The organism is Micromonospora sonneratiae (assembly GCF_042679305.1).
Classification (GTDB): domain Bacteria; phylum Actinomycetota; class Actinomycetes; order Mycobacteriales; family Micromonosporaceae; genus Micromonospora_H; species Micromonospora_H sonneratiae.
This window is the reverse complement of the sequence record NZ_JBHTMP010000072.1, coordinates 1-15,056: the sequence shown is the minus strand read 5'-3', so window position 1 is coordinate 15,056 and position 15,056 is coordinate 1. Positions and strand designations below refer to the sequence as shown.

At 68.8% G+C, this 15,056-nt stretch carries 14 protein-coding genes; 12 read left to right on the top strand and 2 right to left on the bottom strand.

Translation table 11 applies throughout. The features are described from left to right. Positions 1-280 precede the first annotated feature (280 nt). On the top strand, positions 281-817 hold the full coding sequence (locus tag ACFQ4H_RS29655; RefSeq protein ID WP_377577289.1) for a hypothetical protein: 537 nt from the start codon (positions 281-283) through the stop codon (positions 815-817). Between the two features lie 40 nt (positions 818-857). Here the strand turns inward: ACFQ4H_RS29655 and ACFQ4H_RS29650 are convergent, their stop codons facing one another. Continuing rightward, positions 858-1,661 carry a polysaccharide deacetylase family protein gene (locus ACFQ4H_RS29650; protein WP_377577286.1) on the bottom strand — a complete coding sequence of 268 codons (804 nt, stop codon included), beginning with the start codon at positions 1,659-1,661 and terminating at the stop codon, positions 858-860. Beyond that, a complete protein-coding gene (locus ACFQ4H_RS29645; protein ID WP_377577283.1) occupies positions 1,658-2,926 on the bottom strand; it encodes an MGDG synthase family glycosyltransferase in 1,269 nt (422 codons plus the stop codon). Before ACFQ4H_RS29645 ends, ACFQ4H_RS29650 begins: the two co-directional genes overlap by 4 nt. Positions 2,927-3,401: 475 nt before the next feature. On the opposite strand from ACFQ4H_RS29645, the gene ACFQ4H_RS29640 reads away from it, so the two are divergent. From ACFQ4H_RS29640 to ACFQ4H_RS29590, 11 genes are all read left to right on the top strand, one after another. Continuing rightward, positions 3,402-3,743, top strand: coding sequence for a WXG100 family type VII secretion target (locus ACFQ4H_RS29640; RefSeq protein WP_377577280.1), 342 nt, complete (start codon positions 3,402-3,404; stop codon positions 3,741-3,743). Positions 3,744-3,776: 33 nt separating this feature from the next. Further along, positions 3,777-4,061 carry a WXG100 family type VII secretion target gene (locus ACFQ4H_RS29635; protein WP_377577277.1) on the top strand — a complete coding sequence of 95 codons (285 nt, stop codon included), beginning with the start codon at positions 3,777-3,779 and terminating at the stop codon, positions 4,059-4,061. A gap of 178 nt (positions 4,062-4,239) precedes the next feature. Then, a complete protein-coding gene (locus ACFQ4H_RS29630; protein ID WP_377577274.1) occupies positions 4,240-5,235 on the top strand; it encodes a hypothetical protein in 996 nt (331 codons plus the stop codon). Positions 5,236-5,245: 10 nt separating this feature from the next. Next, positions 5,246-7,282, top strand: coding sequence for a hypothetical protein (locus ACFQ4H_RS29625; RefSeq protein WP_377577271.1), 2,037 nt, complete (start codon positions 5,246-5,248; stop codon positions 7,280-7,282). A 46-nt stretch (positions 7,283-7,328) separates the two neighbouring features. Beyond that, positions 7,329-7,940, top strand: coding sequence for a hypothetical protein (locus ACFQ4H_RS29620; RefSeq protein WP_377577268.1), 612 nt, complete (start codon positions 7,329-7,331; stop codon positions 7,938-7,940). A gap of 44 nt (positions 7,941-7,984) precedes the next feature. Continuing rightward, complete coding sequence (locus ACFQ4H_RS29615) at positions 7,985-9,013, top strand: HNH endonuclease (RefSeq protein WP_377577265.1); 1,029 nt, start codon at positions 7,985-7,987, stop codon at positions 9,011-9,013. Positions 9,014-9,102: 89 nt separating this feature from the next. Further along, positions 9,103-10,176, top strand: a complete 1,074-nt coding sequence (locus tag ACFQ4H_RS29610) for an SseB family protein (protein WP_377577262.1) — start codon at positions 9,103-9,105, stop codon at positions 10,174-10,176. 86 nt (positions 10,177-10,262) lie between these two features. Further along, the gene (locus ACFQ4H_RS29605; protein ID WP_377577259.1) at positions 10,263-10,679 is read left to right on the top strand and encodes a YbaB/EbfC family nucleoid-associated protein; all 417 of its coding nucleotides are present in this window, start codon (positions 10,263-10,265) and stop codon (positions 10,677-10,679) included. Next, positions 10,663-11,016, top strand: a complete 354-nt coding sequence (locus ACFQ4H_RS29600; RefSeq protein ID WP_377577256.1) for a hypothetical protein — start codon at positions 10,663-10,665, stop codon at positions 11,014-11,016. Before ACFQ4H_RS29605 ends, ACFQ4H_RS29600 begins: the two co-directional genes overlap by 17 nt. 87 nt (positions 11,017-11,103) lie before the next feature. Then, positions 11,104-11,763 (top strand): hypothetical protein, encoded by a 660-nt coding sequence (locus ACFQ4H_RS29595; RefSeq protein ID WP_377577253.1) that lies wholly within the window; start codon positions 11,104-11,106, stop codon positions 11,761-11,763. A 62-nt stretch (positions 11,764-11,825) separates the two neighbouring features. After that, on the top strand, positions 11,826-15,056 hold a 3,231-nt coding region (locus ACFQ4H_RS29590), incomplete at its 3' end, for a WXG100-like domain-containing protein (RefSeq protein ID WP_377577250.1).

Sequence of the window (15,056 nt, the reverse complement as noted above, 5' to 3'; positions counted from 1 at the left end):
ATCGGCCCCGGCCTCGTGACGCAGCCGACGACGCCGACGTTCGGGATCAGCCATGGATCGACCGTACCGGACCAGACGGCCGAGTGATCCGATGAAGCCCGTCGCTCGGAGACCGGAGCCGTCGCTCGGACCGGAAGACCGGAGCCGTCGCTCGGTGCCCGGAGCCATCGATCGGTGCTGGTTCGGCGACGCATGTGCCGCCTGGCTACTCTCGGAGCGGGACGGGTGGAAAGTGCGGCGGAGGAAGCGGTGACACCTGTCCCCGATCGGGGAGGACGAAATGGTAGACCAGACGCAGCCGTGGGCCGAACGAACCGTCGAGGTGCCGCCACAGCGCAACGCCGGCTTCCGCCGGGGTGTCGCCTCGGTTGGCCAACCTGCCAGCGAGCGTACCGAACCAACCACCGAGCCGTTCCCGGTCGCGCCGCATGAGCCGACCGGCAGCGGTTGGCCGGGTGAGCCGACGCCGCGGATGCCGATGAGCTACCAACTGCAGCAGCTACGCAAAGGCGGCGAGTGGAGTGCGGTGGGCGGCCTGTTCGCCTTCGTCTGCTGGGGGATCTGGGCACTCTCGGGACACGGCGATCTGACCAGTCCGGTGATGGCGTTCGTGTTGACGCTCCTTGTCGCCACCGGCCTGTTCGGATTGTCGCGCCTGCTCGGCCGACTGGTGTGGGAACGGCAGTTCGGTCGGATCCGGCGTACGGCCCGGGGTGCCCATCTGGTGACCGGGGTGTTCCTGTTCGTGGTGGGTCTGGCCTACCTCCGGCAGACCGAGTGGGTCATCGACGTGTGGAACTGGGTGCGCGGAATGTGACGACCGGTGGACCCGTCAGGGGACACCGGAACGTCACCGGCTAGGTGCCGACTGCGGGGCCGGCGGGTGCGTCGTGCTCGCCCAGTGGCCCTACCGACCAGCCCCGTCGGGCGCATTCGTCCAGGAGGTACGGCAGCGCCGCGAGGCTGGCTCGCCAGGAGCCCGGGGCGGACGCACAGTCGGAGTCGTGCAACAGAACGGTTCCGCCGCCGGTCAGCCCGGTGGTCAGATTACCGAGCACCGAATCGACGGTGGCCGTACGGGACCAGTCCCGCCCCCAGGCGGTCCACAGCACCGGGGTCAGCCGCAACCGGTGGGCCGCCACCAGGGAAGCACTGCTGAGCACGCCGTACGGCGGTCGGAAGAACCGGGGTGTCCGTCCGGTCACCGCACCGACGAGATCCCGGGTCCGGGCGAGGTCGCGGTACGTCGCGGCCGGGCCGCGGAACAGCAGATTGCGATGCGTCCAGCCGTGTACGGCCACCTCGTGCCCAGCGGCGGTGAGGTCCCCACCCAGTGTGGGCTCCCGGGCGAGCATCGAGCCGATCAGGAAGAACGTTGCGCGTACCCGGTACCGGGCCAGGGTCTCGACGAACCGGGGGGTGACGTTGGGGTCGGGACCGTCGTCGAAGGTCAACGCCACCCGGGCCGGGTCACCCAGCCCGCTCAACGCCGGAAACAGCCGGATCCGGAGGGCCGGCAGTGACGTCAGCGCCGGCGCGGCGTGGACCACCGCTGCGGTGCCGGCCGCAACGGCCAGTCCGGCCAGTCCGGGCGGGCGGGACGAGTGCCGCAGTCGGGGCAGTTGGGGCAGCCGGGGCTGGCGTGCCTGCCGGTCGGTCATCCTTCCGGATTGCCGTTCCCGTTGTCCGTGCGGGCTCGATTGGGGGGAGTGGCCGGGCGGGCGTGCATGGTGCTGACGAGGACGCTCGCGACGGCAGCCAGCCGACGTACCCGGCTCTCGTGGCGTACCTGGTCGGCGTCGCGTAGCGGCTTCGTGGCCAGTGCCGTGGCCGCGACCACGGTGGCGGCGTCCAGGTCGGTGCGCCCCCTCGGGCCAGCCATCGACCGATCCTGCGGTCCCTCGTTCATCAGCCGTATCAACGCTGACTCCAGCACATCGGATCGCCGGATCCAACTCGCCACCTGGGCGCCGGCCATGATGGCGGCGTTCGCCGTACCGTGCCCGGGGATCGGCCGGTAGGTGGCCACCGGCAGTCCACTGGCCAGGGCCTCCAGACAGGTGAGTCCACCGGCGTTCTCCACCACCACGTCCACTGCCCGCATCAGCGTGGGCATGTCGTCGACCCAGCCGAAGACGTGTCGTACCCGTCGACTGAGCCGTCGGTGGAGGGCGGCGTTACGGCCACAGACCACCACCGGGATGGCCGCCCGGGTACGGGCGACCTCCGTGGCCGTGGTCTCGACGTCACCGACCCCCCAGGAGCCGGCGACCAGCAGCGCGATACGTCCCTCCTCGGGCAGCCCGAACTTCTGTCGGGCCTGGCGTTTGGTGCCGGCCGTAGCGGGTCGAAAGCGATCGGAGACCAGCGGAGCCACCACCCGGACGTCCTGTGCACCGAGGGCCCTGGCTCGGACGGCCGTCTCCGGATGTGCGGCGCAGTACATGTCCACCCCGGGAGCTACACAGAGGGGATGTACGGAGAAATCAGTCAGATAAGCAATTACCGGCACGTCGAGTTCGCCCTGCTCCCGTAGCGAGCCGAGCACCTGGCTGGCGAACGGATAGGTCGACACGACGGCGTGGGTCTCCGGCGGCAGCAACCGGCGTAGTCGGCGGCGCAGCGGGCTCAACAGCCGCTGGGCGACCGGGGTGGTGTTCCGGGATCTGTTGGTGATGGCGAACAGTGCCGCATAGCTCCAGGGTGCCCGGGTCAACAGGCCGTGGTACACCCCGCTGATCAGCCGTCCCATTCGCCACGGAAAGGCATCGAGTACGTCCAGGTGGTCGACCCGGAACCCCTGTCGTTGCAGCCGTCGGGCCAGCTCGCGGGCAGCACCGTCGTGTCCGGCCCCCACCGCAGCCGAGATCACCACGATTGCCCGCTGCCGCTCGTCCACGCCAGCGGGTGCCCTCCGCGCAGTCACGATCGGCGCATACCCGGTGTGCCGGGAATAAACGGCTGGACCGCTGGCTGTCGGCGTACGGATCGGCCGCCGTACCGGTGCTGGCGGAGCGTCGTACCCGTGTGGTTGCCGTCCGGTCGCGGTGACCCCGTCGGGGCGACCATCCGTCGGTCGACCGACCGGCGTACCCGGGTGAGCCGATCATTGGTCAGCAGGTCGGCTTGGCAATCCGATGTGGACCAATCAGGTGACGCACATCGTCGGTTGTCCATCGAAGGATGGCTACCGAAAGCTTGATGCTCATTACTGAAAGCGATTCCGCTGCCGTATTCCGGACGCTTGTCGGGGTGGAGGTGGCCTGAGTGGACAAGGCACGCTACTTTCGGGACGCGGCAATCCGCGCATGAGCATCGTGCGCACCAAGGGGAGGCTCCCCCAAACGGGGGGTACGACGAAGGAACGGGGTGAACCCACCTTGACGACGAGTACGCCAGGCATGGGCCAGGTGCATGCCACGCAGGACCAGCTCAACACGATGGCGCAGCGGTGCCAGGATGTCCGGGAGTCGCTGTCGAGCGGCATGGCGCAGCTGCTGGACCGGATCGTCGACCTCGACGGTCGCGGCATGGCTGGCGCGGCGAACACCGCCCTGCAGACCGTCTCGGCCGAACTGAACTCCGGACTGACGAGGATCCTGAACGCGCTGGACGAGCTGTCCGGCAAGATCAGCAGCGCATCGTCGGAGTACGGCGTGAACGACGACGAGGCCGCAGAGGACATCCGCAGCGCGGCAGCGGCCACCGGTAACACCAGTGTCATCACCGCCCTGCGGGGCTGAGTACCTCAACCGAGTCGAGAGGCGTCAAGCTAAATGACTATCACCTACAACTTCGGCGCAATCAGTGACGTGGCGACGGCTATCGGCACCTACCAGGGCATGATGCACGGCTCCCTGGAGGATCTCTACGGCCAGTTCACCCAGCTTTTCGCGAACGACTGGGCCGGTTCCGCCGGCCAGGCCTGTGACGCGGCGCGGACCGAGTGGAACAAGGGCGCCAAGGAAATCAACGACGCCCTGACCGCCCTGGGCACCAAGCTCGGTGCTTCCGCCGAGCGGATGCAGCAGATCGATCAGAAGATCGCCGCTGGCATGTGAGCTGCGTGTGGTGCCCCGCGGACGATCGTCGTGCGACGGGGCACCACGCGGCTCATCGGAATGACCGGCGGGCAGCCGGTGGTAGTGATCGATGTCCGCCATAGCGTGGTGGCGTCGGGGGGAGTCGGGCACGAGGTGCCTGTGCGGTTGAGCACGCATCGTGGGCGGGGAGGACAGCGTGGGAAAGCCAGATCTTGATGGCGGTGGGAGCTCGTCGGGCTACGAGTCCTTTGCGGGGCCGGAAGTCAGCGTCGACATCGACGGTATGTTGGCCTACTACAAGGAGATGCTCGACATCCAGATGGCCGCCGCCGCTCCCTCGGTGATGGAGGTCTCGGCGCTGTCCGAGTTCATCCGGCTCGGCCTGGAGCCCAGCCCGGCCACGCAGTTTCCCGAGGGCGCGGTGATAGCCCGGCAGCAGCGCCACCGACAGAGCGACTTCCAGCATTTCCTGAAGGACGTGCTCGACGGGATCCGCAACATCGGGTCGGCCGCGATTGTGTTGGCCGAGATCTATGAGGGCGGGGACGCCAGGTCGAAGGCCAGCCTCGATGACATCAAGTTCGCGTTCTCCGACTACAACGCCAAGGCACCGGAGGGTTTCCGCAAGGTCGAATCCTGGTCGGAATACGAAATGCGAATGGCGCAGGAGGCCGGTTCGATGTCGATGTCGATGACCGGCAACGACGACAATGCCCAGGTCATTCGGCCGGCTGCCGGCGTCACCATCTACCTCTACCCGGACGGATCGTCGAAGCAGGTCATTTCAAACGGGTACGACCCGAGGGTGGGCACCGTGACGACCACGACCACCGTCTACGGGCCCGGTGGCGCCGTCCTCCAGAAGACGACCCAACAGGACGGTAAGGACGACCAGGGAATCCGGACCCAGACCACGTCCGTGACGAACTACAACGGCGACGGTACGGGCACCCAGTCCAAGACGTCGACCGTCACCGGTAACGACGGGACGATGACGATCACCAACGAGACGACGCTGCTCGACTCCGAGGGCAAGCCGAAGGGTGATCCGACGACCTCCAGCCCGGTGACCATCACCCCGGGCCAGCACACGACCGAGCAGCAGGAGCAGGGGCCGGTCGAGGAGGCCGTGGAGCAGACCGGATCGCACGGCACGGACGAGTACGTCCGGGACAACGGCCGAGTGTACTGAGGGCGGGGGCATGGCAGGCGAGGGCGACTACTTCGGTTACACCTCTGCGCAGAACACGGAGTTGCAGGAATCCCTGCGGCTGGCCCGTCGGATGGGCGAGGACATCTCCCACTACCCGCCGCCGGACGACGGTGGCCAGTACATCGAGCCGACCGTCAACTGGAGCAAACCAAACTTCAGGGATGACCAAACCGAGCAGGCGGCGCGGTCCAACGACACCATCGAAAAGATCAATAAGAGGATCATGGCGCAGGACAGCAGCGCGGTCCTCGAGTTGTCGGATCAGTGGTACCGCGTCGTGCAGGTCATCGACGACATTCGGGCGCGGGTGCTGCTGGCGGCCAATGGTCTGAAGCACGGCGGTGACGGTTCGCCGGGCAACAAGAAGGGCTGGACCGGGGACGCCGCCGACGCGTTCCTCGCCCGGGGCCCGGGGGCGACCATCAAGTCCCTCGACGACTGGCGTAGTGCCGCGGTCACCAACTGGCTGGGGACCTCGACGCTCGCCTGGGCCATTCCCGGGCACAAGTCGAAGATGTCCAAACTCTATTCCGACTACAAGGCCGCCATGGGGCGGGCCAGCACGGAATGGCGGGACGAGTACATCGATGGCAAGTCCATCGATGAGGCCAACGAGTCGCAGCGGGACATGTACGTCACCCATCTGCGTCAGATCGAGTTCTGGTGGAGCCTCGAAGCCCAGAAGATCCAGTACGACATGGCCAAGGAGTACTGGTCGGTGATGACCGAGGAGCTCAACGGCGGCTTCGCCACGGTCTATGAAGGGCCGCCGGACGCGGTCCAGCCCAACCCCGACTTCATCACGCGGGCGATGATGGGCGAGTTCGGCATGCCGCCCAACGTCTCCGGTGTGCCGAACGTGGGCAATCGGCCCGCGCCCAAGGTGAAGACACCTGATGTTCGGGGCCTGCAGGACAGGGCGGTAAACACCAACGCCCTCAAGGAGAAGATCCCGGACGACGTCAAGAAACCGGACGTCACGGCCCCGGATGTGAAGACACCGGCGGTGGACAAACCAAATGTGATCCCACCCACCGTCGCGCCGCCGGTCCTTCCGCCGGTGCCGGGCAATGGCCAGTTCACGGGTACGCCTCCGGTGGTGCGGCCTGCTCCGTCGCTCAACAACCTGGGCAACAACCTGCTGAACAACCTGCCGGGGCAGGGCCAGAACTCGCCCAGCGTGTTGCGTCCCGGGGCCAGCAACCTCTCCGCGCCCGGGACCGGGGCACCACCGTCCATGCCCCAGTCACCGATGAAGGGGCAGCCGCCACCGAACGTCAAGGGCCGTGGTCCGGGACCGAACATCACGGCTCCGCCGGACCCGAGCAAGGCCTCCCCGGGCACTCCCGGTGCTCCCCCGGGACGGGGCACGCCGGCGGCCCCGGGAGCCCCGGGCCGGCGGGGGCCAGGCGAGGGGACGCCGGGTATCCCGCGACAACCGGGACAGGTGAACCAGTTCAGCAACCCGACCGCTCCGCCGTCATCACCGGTGCTGCGGGCACCACGATCGGAGCAGACATCCCAGCTGCCCGGATTCGGCCGACCCACGGGGGCACGTGGTCCCGCGCGTAGCGGGTCGGGCGGTTCACCGCCGATCCGGTCCGACGCCATCCCGTCGGTGCTGAGCCGTCCGAGTCCACGGCAGCCGGCGGAACCCGTACTGCCGCCACCCGGCCCAGCCCGGCCGAGGCAGACCGGCGACGACATCCTGGCCCCGCCCCCAGTGCCGACCTCCCGGCCGGTGGTGGGCCGGGTGAGCCGACCCGAGGCCGGGCCGCAGCAGCGGTTGGATGCGTCGACCGGCGTGTTGCGCAGTGCGCGGCAGAGCGGCTCCCCGGGGTACGAGGCACAGCTCGGTTCGCGTAACAAGCAGTCGGATGCGGACCAGGAGTTCGCCAAGGTCCGGCAGCTTCTCGACCAGGAGGAGACGTGGACCGTCGCCACGCCGGGCGGCGGTGTGCTGGACAGTACCCCGACCCGGTCGACCAACGTGACGTCCGAGCCGAAGCCGACACTTGGCGCCTGACATGTCGTCAGTAGAGTTCGGTCCAGGGGAAACGGGGGGAGAGACGATGGGGAAGCTGGCCGATCTCGGCACGGTGGGCATGGTCGGAGCGTTGCTGGCTGCCGGGATGACCGGCTGCGGGCAGCCCGACGCCGATCCGGCGGCGGGCCCGACCCTGCCTCCCGAGTACCTGCCCCGGACCGGTTCGCCGACGGCATCGGCGTCGGCCACGCAGAGCAGCGGGAGCGGCGTCACCTATCGGCTGCCCCCGTCGCTCTGCTCGGTCACCGACGTCAGTCCGCTCCTGGACGTCTTCCCACGGGACGGGGGCAAGGCGGTCGCCGACAGCTCGGGAATCTGCGCCACCTCCCGTTCGTCGGCGACGATGGCGGTGAACCTGATGGTCGACTCGGAGCTGCTGCCCAACGCCGAAGCCGGCAGGAGGTATCTGGACACCGGACGCAGGCTCGCCAAGAGCACACCGACGGACATCGCAGGAGTGGGGTCGGGCGCCTTCTGGACCGGTGACCAGCGTGAGGTCAAGCTGGTGGCGTACGACGGCAACCTGGTGCTGACCGTGACCTGTTCGACGATCGACAGGAACCACCAGCTTCCGTCCGGGATGCCGGAGCGGTTGGGCCGGGTCGCCGCCGGTACGTTCGCCCGGCTGGCGTCGTGACAGCTCCCGAGCCGGGCGCTGCCCGGCCCGGCTCACGATTTGCGATGAGTGTCATCCACCCGGGATCGCCGACCCTGCGCATGCGTTACCGGCAGGGGGTCCTGGTGACGCCGAGCGGATTTCCCGACTGGGCGCTCTGTGCGCGGGCGCTGGTCGAGTTACCCCCACCGGTGGCCGGCCTGACCCGTGACGAGGTACGGGTGGTGGATGTGCTGGCCGCGAACGGGATCATGGCGCGGTTGGCAGCGACCCCGGGCGGTGACCCGCTCTGGGCACCTGGCCCGGCCGGTCGCGCGGTGGCCACGCCCAGCGGTTGGTGCTGGGCGCATGTCGGTGGAGCCCGGCAGGTCACGTTGGTGCCGATCGAACTGCACGCGTCCTACCGCCACTTCGGTGGAATGAGCTTGCTGGCGGTCGGCGGCCGGGGACAGCGCGTCGACGCGACCCCGGTACCGGTACGGCCCGGCCCCGGCGACGAGGTCCCGGACGAACTCGTCGACCTGCTCGAACGCCTACTGGGCGGCGAACTGCCTCCGGTCTACCGGAGGTTCCTCGCCGACACCAATGGTGCCGGACCGAGCACCCCGGGAGTGCTACCCGGGTTCGGTTTCGTGGTGGACCAGCCGCTGTTCGGGATCGCCCGCGAAGACCGGCACCAGGATCTGTCCTACGTCCCGGAATGGTGCCGGGACCGGTTGACGTCGGACTTCCTACCCATCGGTTACGTGCAGGGCGGGCTGCTGGCAGTCAAGGTCGCCGGCGACGACCGGGATTCCGTCTGGTACCTGGACGATGACGACCCGCGCGACCGCGACCCGTACGACGCGGAACACATCTCAGCCCACCTGCTGCGCCGCTGCGCCGACGACATCGACGGATTCTGGACGGAGTTGGCGCAGCCGGCGACGGAACTGCTGCGGATCGCCGAGGACTGGCTTGACTCGGGTCAGGTCGTTCAGGTTCGGGACGAGACGATCGGTTTTGGCCTACCGCCGCAACTACGGGCTCCCTGGCAGGCATCGACCCAGCCAGCCCGCCGGGACCCGTTGACCGCACTTTTCGAGGTCGGCTGACCATGGAACCAGGCGCAGTCCCGGGAACGTCCCGAACGGACGCTGGCTGGAGACCAGCCAACGAAGCTGAACGTAAGCTTCGTACGGCGGTGGAGGCCAACGACGTCTCCGAGGTACGCCGAATTCTGCTGTCCGTACCACTGGTGCTACCGGGGTTCCCCGACGAGGAACCGTCGGGGGCGAACGGTCGGCGGCAGAAGATCCTGACCCGTGACCGGGACGGCGTGCCGTACCTGCTGGTCTTCACGTCGGTCGAGACGATGCGGCAGGTGCTCGGAACCGATGGTTGGCGCCCGACCACAGCGGTCGAACTGGCTCGCGCCTGGCCGGGGCTGACCCTGGGTAGGCCGCTGGGGTTGGCGGTGAATCCGGCCACGCCCGTCGTCCTGCTGGTCGCGCCCGAGGACGTCCCGGCGCTCACCATGCGCCCGCCGTCGGGGTCGGATCCGGCGCTGCCCGCCGTACCAGCCTCGGCGGATTCGGAGCCGCCCGACTCGGACTCGGAGTCGCCCGACCCGGACCCGCAGGCGAGGCGGCTCCGTCCGGCGATGTCCGTGCCAGCGCCGGTACCGGAACGGGCGGGTGAACGCGGTGTGCCCTTCACCCCTGCCAACGACGTGGAGCGGGTGCTGAGCCAGGCGCTGGAGGCGGGCGAACACGAGGTACTGCTCGACGTGCTGGTGACGTCCCGGGTGATCGTCCCGGTCGACGGGCTGGTGGTGGACGGGGTGCCCACCGTGCCGGTGTTCACCTCACCGGAGCTGTGCGCCGCCTTCCTCAACGGGCTGGACGTCGCCACCGTGTCGATGGACCTGGTCGCCGTACTACAGCAGTGGCCGGCGGAACACCACAGGCTGGCCGTCAACCCGGGCTCGCCGATCGGCTTCTCGTTCGACGGCGAACCGGTCGCCGGGCTGCTGGCGTACGCGGTCGATCTCGCCCGCCGCTGGGTCGGTGACCCGGAGGTTCCGGCGGAGGTGCCGGCGCCGGAGGGGGATCGGCCATCCGCGTCGGCGCAGGCTCCGCCGCGTGACCAGCCGCCGGCGGCGCGGACCGCTGCGGGCGGTGTGCCACCGGTCGTGGCCCCTGCCCCGGACGACGATCCGCCGGTGGTCCTGCCGCACGGCGGTAACGTCCTGGACCTGTTGCGCGGATTGGAGTGATGTCGGCGGGCGGCCATCAATTATTGTCGGGTCAGGCCTTGCGTGTCTGCGGGGGCGGAGCGCGTGGGCCAGGGGAGGTGAGAGCCGTGGAACGTCCGCAGTGGTCAGCCGTCCGTGACGTGCTTCGGGAGTTGAACAAGAGCCTGGAGAACGTGACGGAGACGCGGCAGAAGGTACTTGAGGTCACCGGTACGGCCTGGTCGGAGGATCGGATGGTCAAGGTGACCGTCGGGCCGCGTGGCCAGTTGACCGACCTCGACATCGACCCGCGCGTCTTCCGGACGCCCAACTCGAAGGCCCTCTCCGCGTCGATTCTCTCCACCGTGCGGGCAGCCGTCGAGGACGCAAACCGGAAGACCCGCGAGATCCTCGACAAGGCTGTGCCGAAGGGACGGGAACTCGGCCTGGGTGGGGAGACCGAGCTGGACCGGATGCTGGACAGCCACGACAGCGAACTGCCACAGGTACTCAAGAAGGAGGATAGCCGTGGTTACATTCATTGACATCGACGGAGATCCGAACCAGGTCAGTGCCACCGGTGCGGTCCTACGGGCGATGGCCGAGGGCTTCCGCGGCAAGATCCAGGGGATCAAGGGAGAGATCAGCGGAATCGAGAGCGAGCGTCCCTGGGGCAACGACAAGTACGGCAAGGCGTTCGAGACCACCTTCAACCAGGTTCCCGACGGCGGCGAAAGCTCGCTGCGTGACTCGGTTGCGGACGGCATGTCGCGGGCAGGTGACGGACTGATCAAGGTCGGTGACACCACGATTCTTGCGATGACCAGTTATCTGGGCGTCGACATCGAAGGTGAGACCGAGATCAATCAGGTACAGGTATAGGCGCTTCGCAACCTGGACGGGTCGGAGCCGAACGGCTCCGACCCTGAAGGCGCGTGATGGCCGTAGCGGGGGAGAGGGTAGTTCGAGATGGATGCGGATCGGTTGGTCGCGACGGTGCGACGTCGGCTGGTGTCACCCGACCTGGAGATCGAAGGTCGGCGGGACTGGCCGGACCGTGTCGTGTTCAAGACGAACTGGCACTTCTACGAGGCCCAGCCGGCTGACTGGCTGATCGGCGGTGCGCCGTGGGTGGCGGAGGCGGTCCGGCTGGTCGCCACCGACGGCGTCGGGAGCATGGCCCGGACGTACGGGCTGCTGTTCGGCCGGTCCGGCGAGGAGTTCCTGCTCAACGACGTCCAGACGGTACGGACGCTCGGCGGACGGCTGGGCGACGACCTCGACCCGGTGGCGTACGCCGAGGTGCTGGCCGAGTTGTATTCGGGGCGGGACATCGAGGGCCCGATCGTCACCCCGGTTTCCGTGTCCGAGTGGGCACGACCGGGGGAGCTCGTCCGTGACGTGGCGGACGTCGTGGCGAAGTATCCGTTCGTCGCCCCGGAACTGGTCGCGCCGCCCGCCGTCGAGGTCGTCGACGACGAGGTCCGCCTTGCCTTCCACTCGTGCCACTACCGGCGGGGCGGCAGCGGCGGTGGTCTCGACATTCTGCATTGGACCGTGACCGGCGGAGGTGGTCGGCCGGCGGCCTGGAGCCGACGGTACGTCGTGGAGGACCTGCAACGCCCGTGATCGTCAGCGAGAACCTGAGCGCAGTTTCGTAGGCGATCGAGCCCGGGAGGGGAGGGCCGTCAGTGGGCGACAACGCCGTCGAGGACGGGGCGAATGCCGTCCTGGAAGAGGTACGTCAGTTCTTCGCCGAACTGAACAAGTACGTCCCTGTCCTCGGGGACTTCCTCGAAATGGTCATGGAATGGCCAGAGGGTCGCCACGAGCAGATGTACGCCCTGGCGGACCACTACGGCGATGCCGCCCAGGCCTACATCGATCACCTGGACGAGGTTCACGGCTACCTTCGTGACCTCGACGTCTGGCAGGGCGACGGCACGGCCGCGATCAACCGGGCCTATCTGCAGGGCTACCTGAACGAGCTCAACGGGATGGCCGAGGCGGTCGGTGCCCTGCAACAGACGGTGCACGGCAAGGCGCTCGAGATCGAGTCCATGAAGTGGATGGCGATCATCAATCTGGTGATGCTCGGCATCGCCATCATCCAAATGATCGTCTTTGCCTGGACCGGGGTCGGGGCGGTGACCGGGGCGGCACAGATCGCGGGGACCCGGCTCACCATCCGGGAACTGGCCCGGCAACTGCTGGCCCGACTCTGGCAGCAGACCATCAAGGGCGGGTTCCAGAAGTTCGTCCAGGCCGGCGTGAAGGGTGCCGCGAAGACGGCGCTACGTGGTGGGCTGATCTACGCCGGCTTCGTCACCGGAGCCAAGGGTGCCATCACCCTGTTGCAGGCCGCCGAGGGACACGACCCGTTCGTGGAGAACTTCGGTACCCGGTTCGCGATGGAGATCGCGGACGCCTTCATCGCCGGTGCGCTCGGTGGCCCCCTCACGATGGGTGTCAGCACGCGGCTCACCGAAGCCCTGGCGTACGGCGTCGGCCAGACGCTCGACAACATGTTCCAGATCGGGCGGGACAGTCTGCTCGAGGCCGCCGGCCTGAAGGACTGGGCGCAGCGCAACGGTCTCTGGAGCGGGATGACCTGGAAGCACGTCGGGGAGGCGATGACCCCGGCGATCCTGATCCAGAGCATCATCACCGACACCCGGCGGGGCAACCTCGACCTGGCCGCGCCGCAGGTCAGCAGGGGTACGGCCAACCTTTTCGGGCAGAACGGCGCGGGGGCGCCGAACCTCGGCCAAGCCGACCTCACGGGTACCCGGAACGCCCCGTCCCTGTTGCCGAACCCGGCGACCATGCCGAACACGGGTCAGCTCGGGGCGCCGGCACCGTCCCAGGTCGGTGCACCCCGGGTGGGGGAGAGCGGCGTCGGGCAGCCCAGCACGTCGAACACCAACTCCGGTGCGAACACCAACTCCGGGGCGTCCCGTACCACTTCGTCGACCTCCACCACCCCGGCGACGGCCGCCACGAACTCGCCGTCCCCGGGGACGTCAGCCCGCGACGGTGGCTCCTCCGCGCCCTCCGGTGCGTCCCGGGACAGCAGGGCGACGGCAGACTCCCCCACCCCGGACACCGCGCCGTCCACGGGTTCCCGGGACGGGGACTCGTCGGCCGGAATCCGGGCGGACCAACCGGACGGCGGGACCGGTCGGCAGCAGACAGTCACGCCGGACGCGGCTCAGCCGAGCCAGCCCGCCGTGCCGACGCAACGGGGCGAGAGCGCGCCGCAGGTGGCACCGCCCACGCCGGCCCCACACGTCGACGGTGGGCCGACCCCGGAGCAGACCCGGGTCGGCGAACAGCCGCCCGGCCAGCGGGCGGTGCCGGATACACCGGCACCCGAGCCGACCACAGTCTCGCCCGGTGCGTCGACACCGCATCGGGCCGATGCGCCGACATCGACTGCGGGTGATCCCCCGACGCCGCCGACCCGGGTGGATGCGCCACCGCCCGCCCGGGTGGATGGCCCCACCCCCACCAGGGTCGATGCACCACCGCCCGCTCGGGCCGATGGTCCAACGCCCCCGGTCCGGGCCGATGCCCCGACGAACACACCCGGGTCGCAGACCGGCCAGGGGCACACCGCAGCCGGTGGCGATCCTCGTACGACGCCGGGTCGGGATGGCGGCCCGACCAGGGACGGTACGACGAGTGCCGACTCCCGTAACGGTGACCGCTCGTCGACCCGGTCGGACTCGGCTGACGGTCCGGCGACGCGAACCACCGATGGTGATTCCGGCCCGGCAACCCGGGCAGACAGCGACGGTGACCAGAGTGCTGGTCATGACAGCTTGCCGGAGCATGGGGACCCGGATCGTGGACCGGACACTTCGAGTGACCGTACCGACGCCGATCGCTCGGACTCGCCGGACGACGGGCCCGACACTACCTCCCCGCCCCCTGACGGCGACGGCGACGGCAGTGGACCGAGCCGTGAGAAGCCGAAGTGGTGGGAGTGGAAGAAGCGCGCTGATCTGCGCTTCCAGGAAAGCTACGCGGCGGCGGTCGCCAACCAGTTCGGCCCGGCACAGGGCGGTCACCTCGACGGTCAGAGCGCGCCACGACTCACGCCGGACATGATCCAGCACGCCATGAACACCCGGCCCGAGTCGCTGAACGTCTACGGCCACCGGCTTCGTAACTACCTGGAGCTGAACTTCACCAGGGTCGACGACGCCGGCGTCCGGCGGCCCATGACCGACGCGGAGATCGCCACCAAGCTGAACGAGATGCGTGGCGACACCGCGGGGGCGCGGACGGGGGAGCCCGGTCGTACGGATTCGGACGATGGTGACGGTGCCGGGACGCGGGATCGGTCCGGTGAGGATCGGGCTGGGGATGACGGTGCCCGGTCGGAGTCGGGTCGGGACGGGGAGTCGCGGCCGGATCGGCCGGCTGACGAGCCGCAGCTTCGTGACCCGGACCGGGCCGAGGGCGACGGTCGACCGGAGAGCCCGGAGAGCCCGGAGAGCCCGGAGAGTCGGGACGATGGGCCGTCGACGCCGGAGCATGAGCGTGCGCCGAGTGGTGACCGGGTCGACGACCCGTCTCGGGTTGATGTCGAGCCGGAGTTGCGGCCGACCACGAATCTGGGGCCGGCTTACCCGTCGGCTGTTGGGCGTACGGGTGCTGATCTGCCGCAGCAGGTGCGTGATCTGGTGGATCAGGCGAAGCAGCGATTGTTGTCGACGTATCCGGAAAGTGACCGGTTGACCCAGCGTCTGCGGGACCTGGACGACATCGCGGCGTTGGCTGACCGGTTGGACACGGCGGCGGACCATGCCCGCCGGTCGGGTGATCTGGGTGATCTGGTGCAGCGGGTGCGGGACCTGAGCGCCGGGGTCAACGACTATGCCAGCAACTACCGTGACTGGCAGAACTTCGACCAG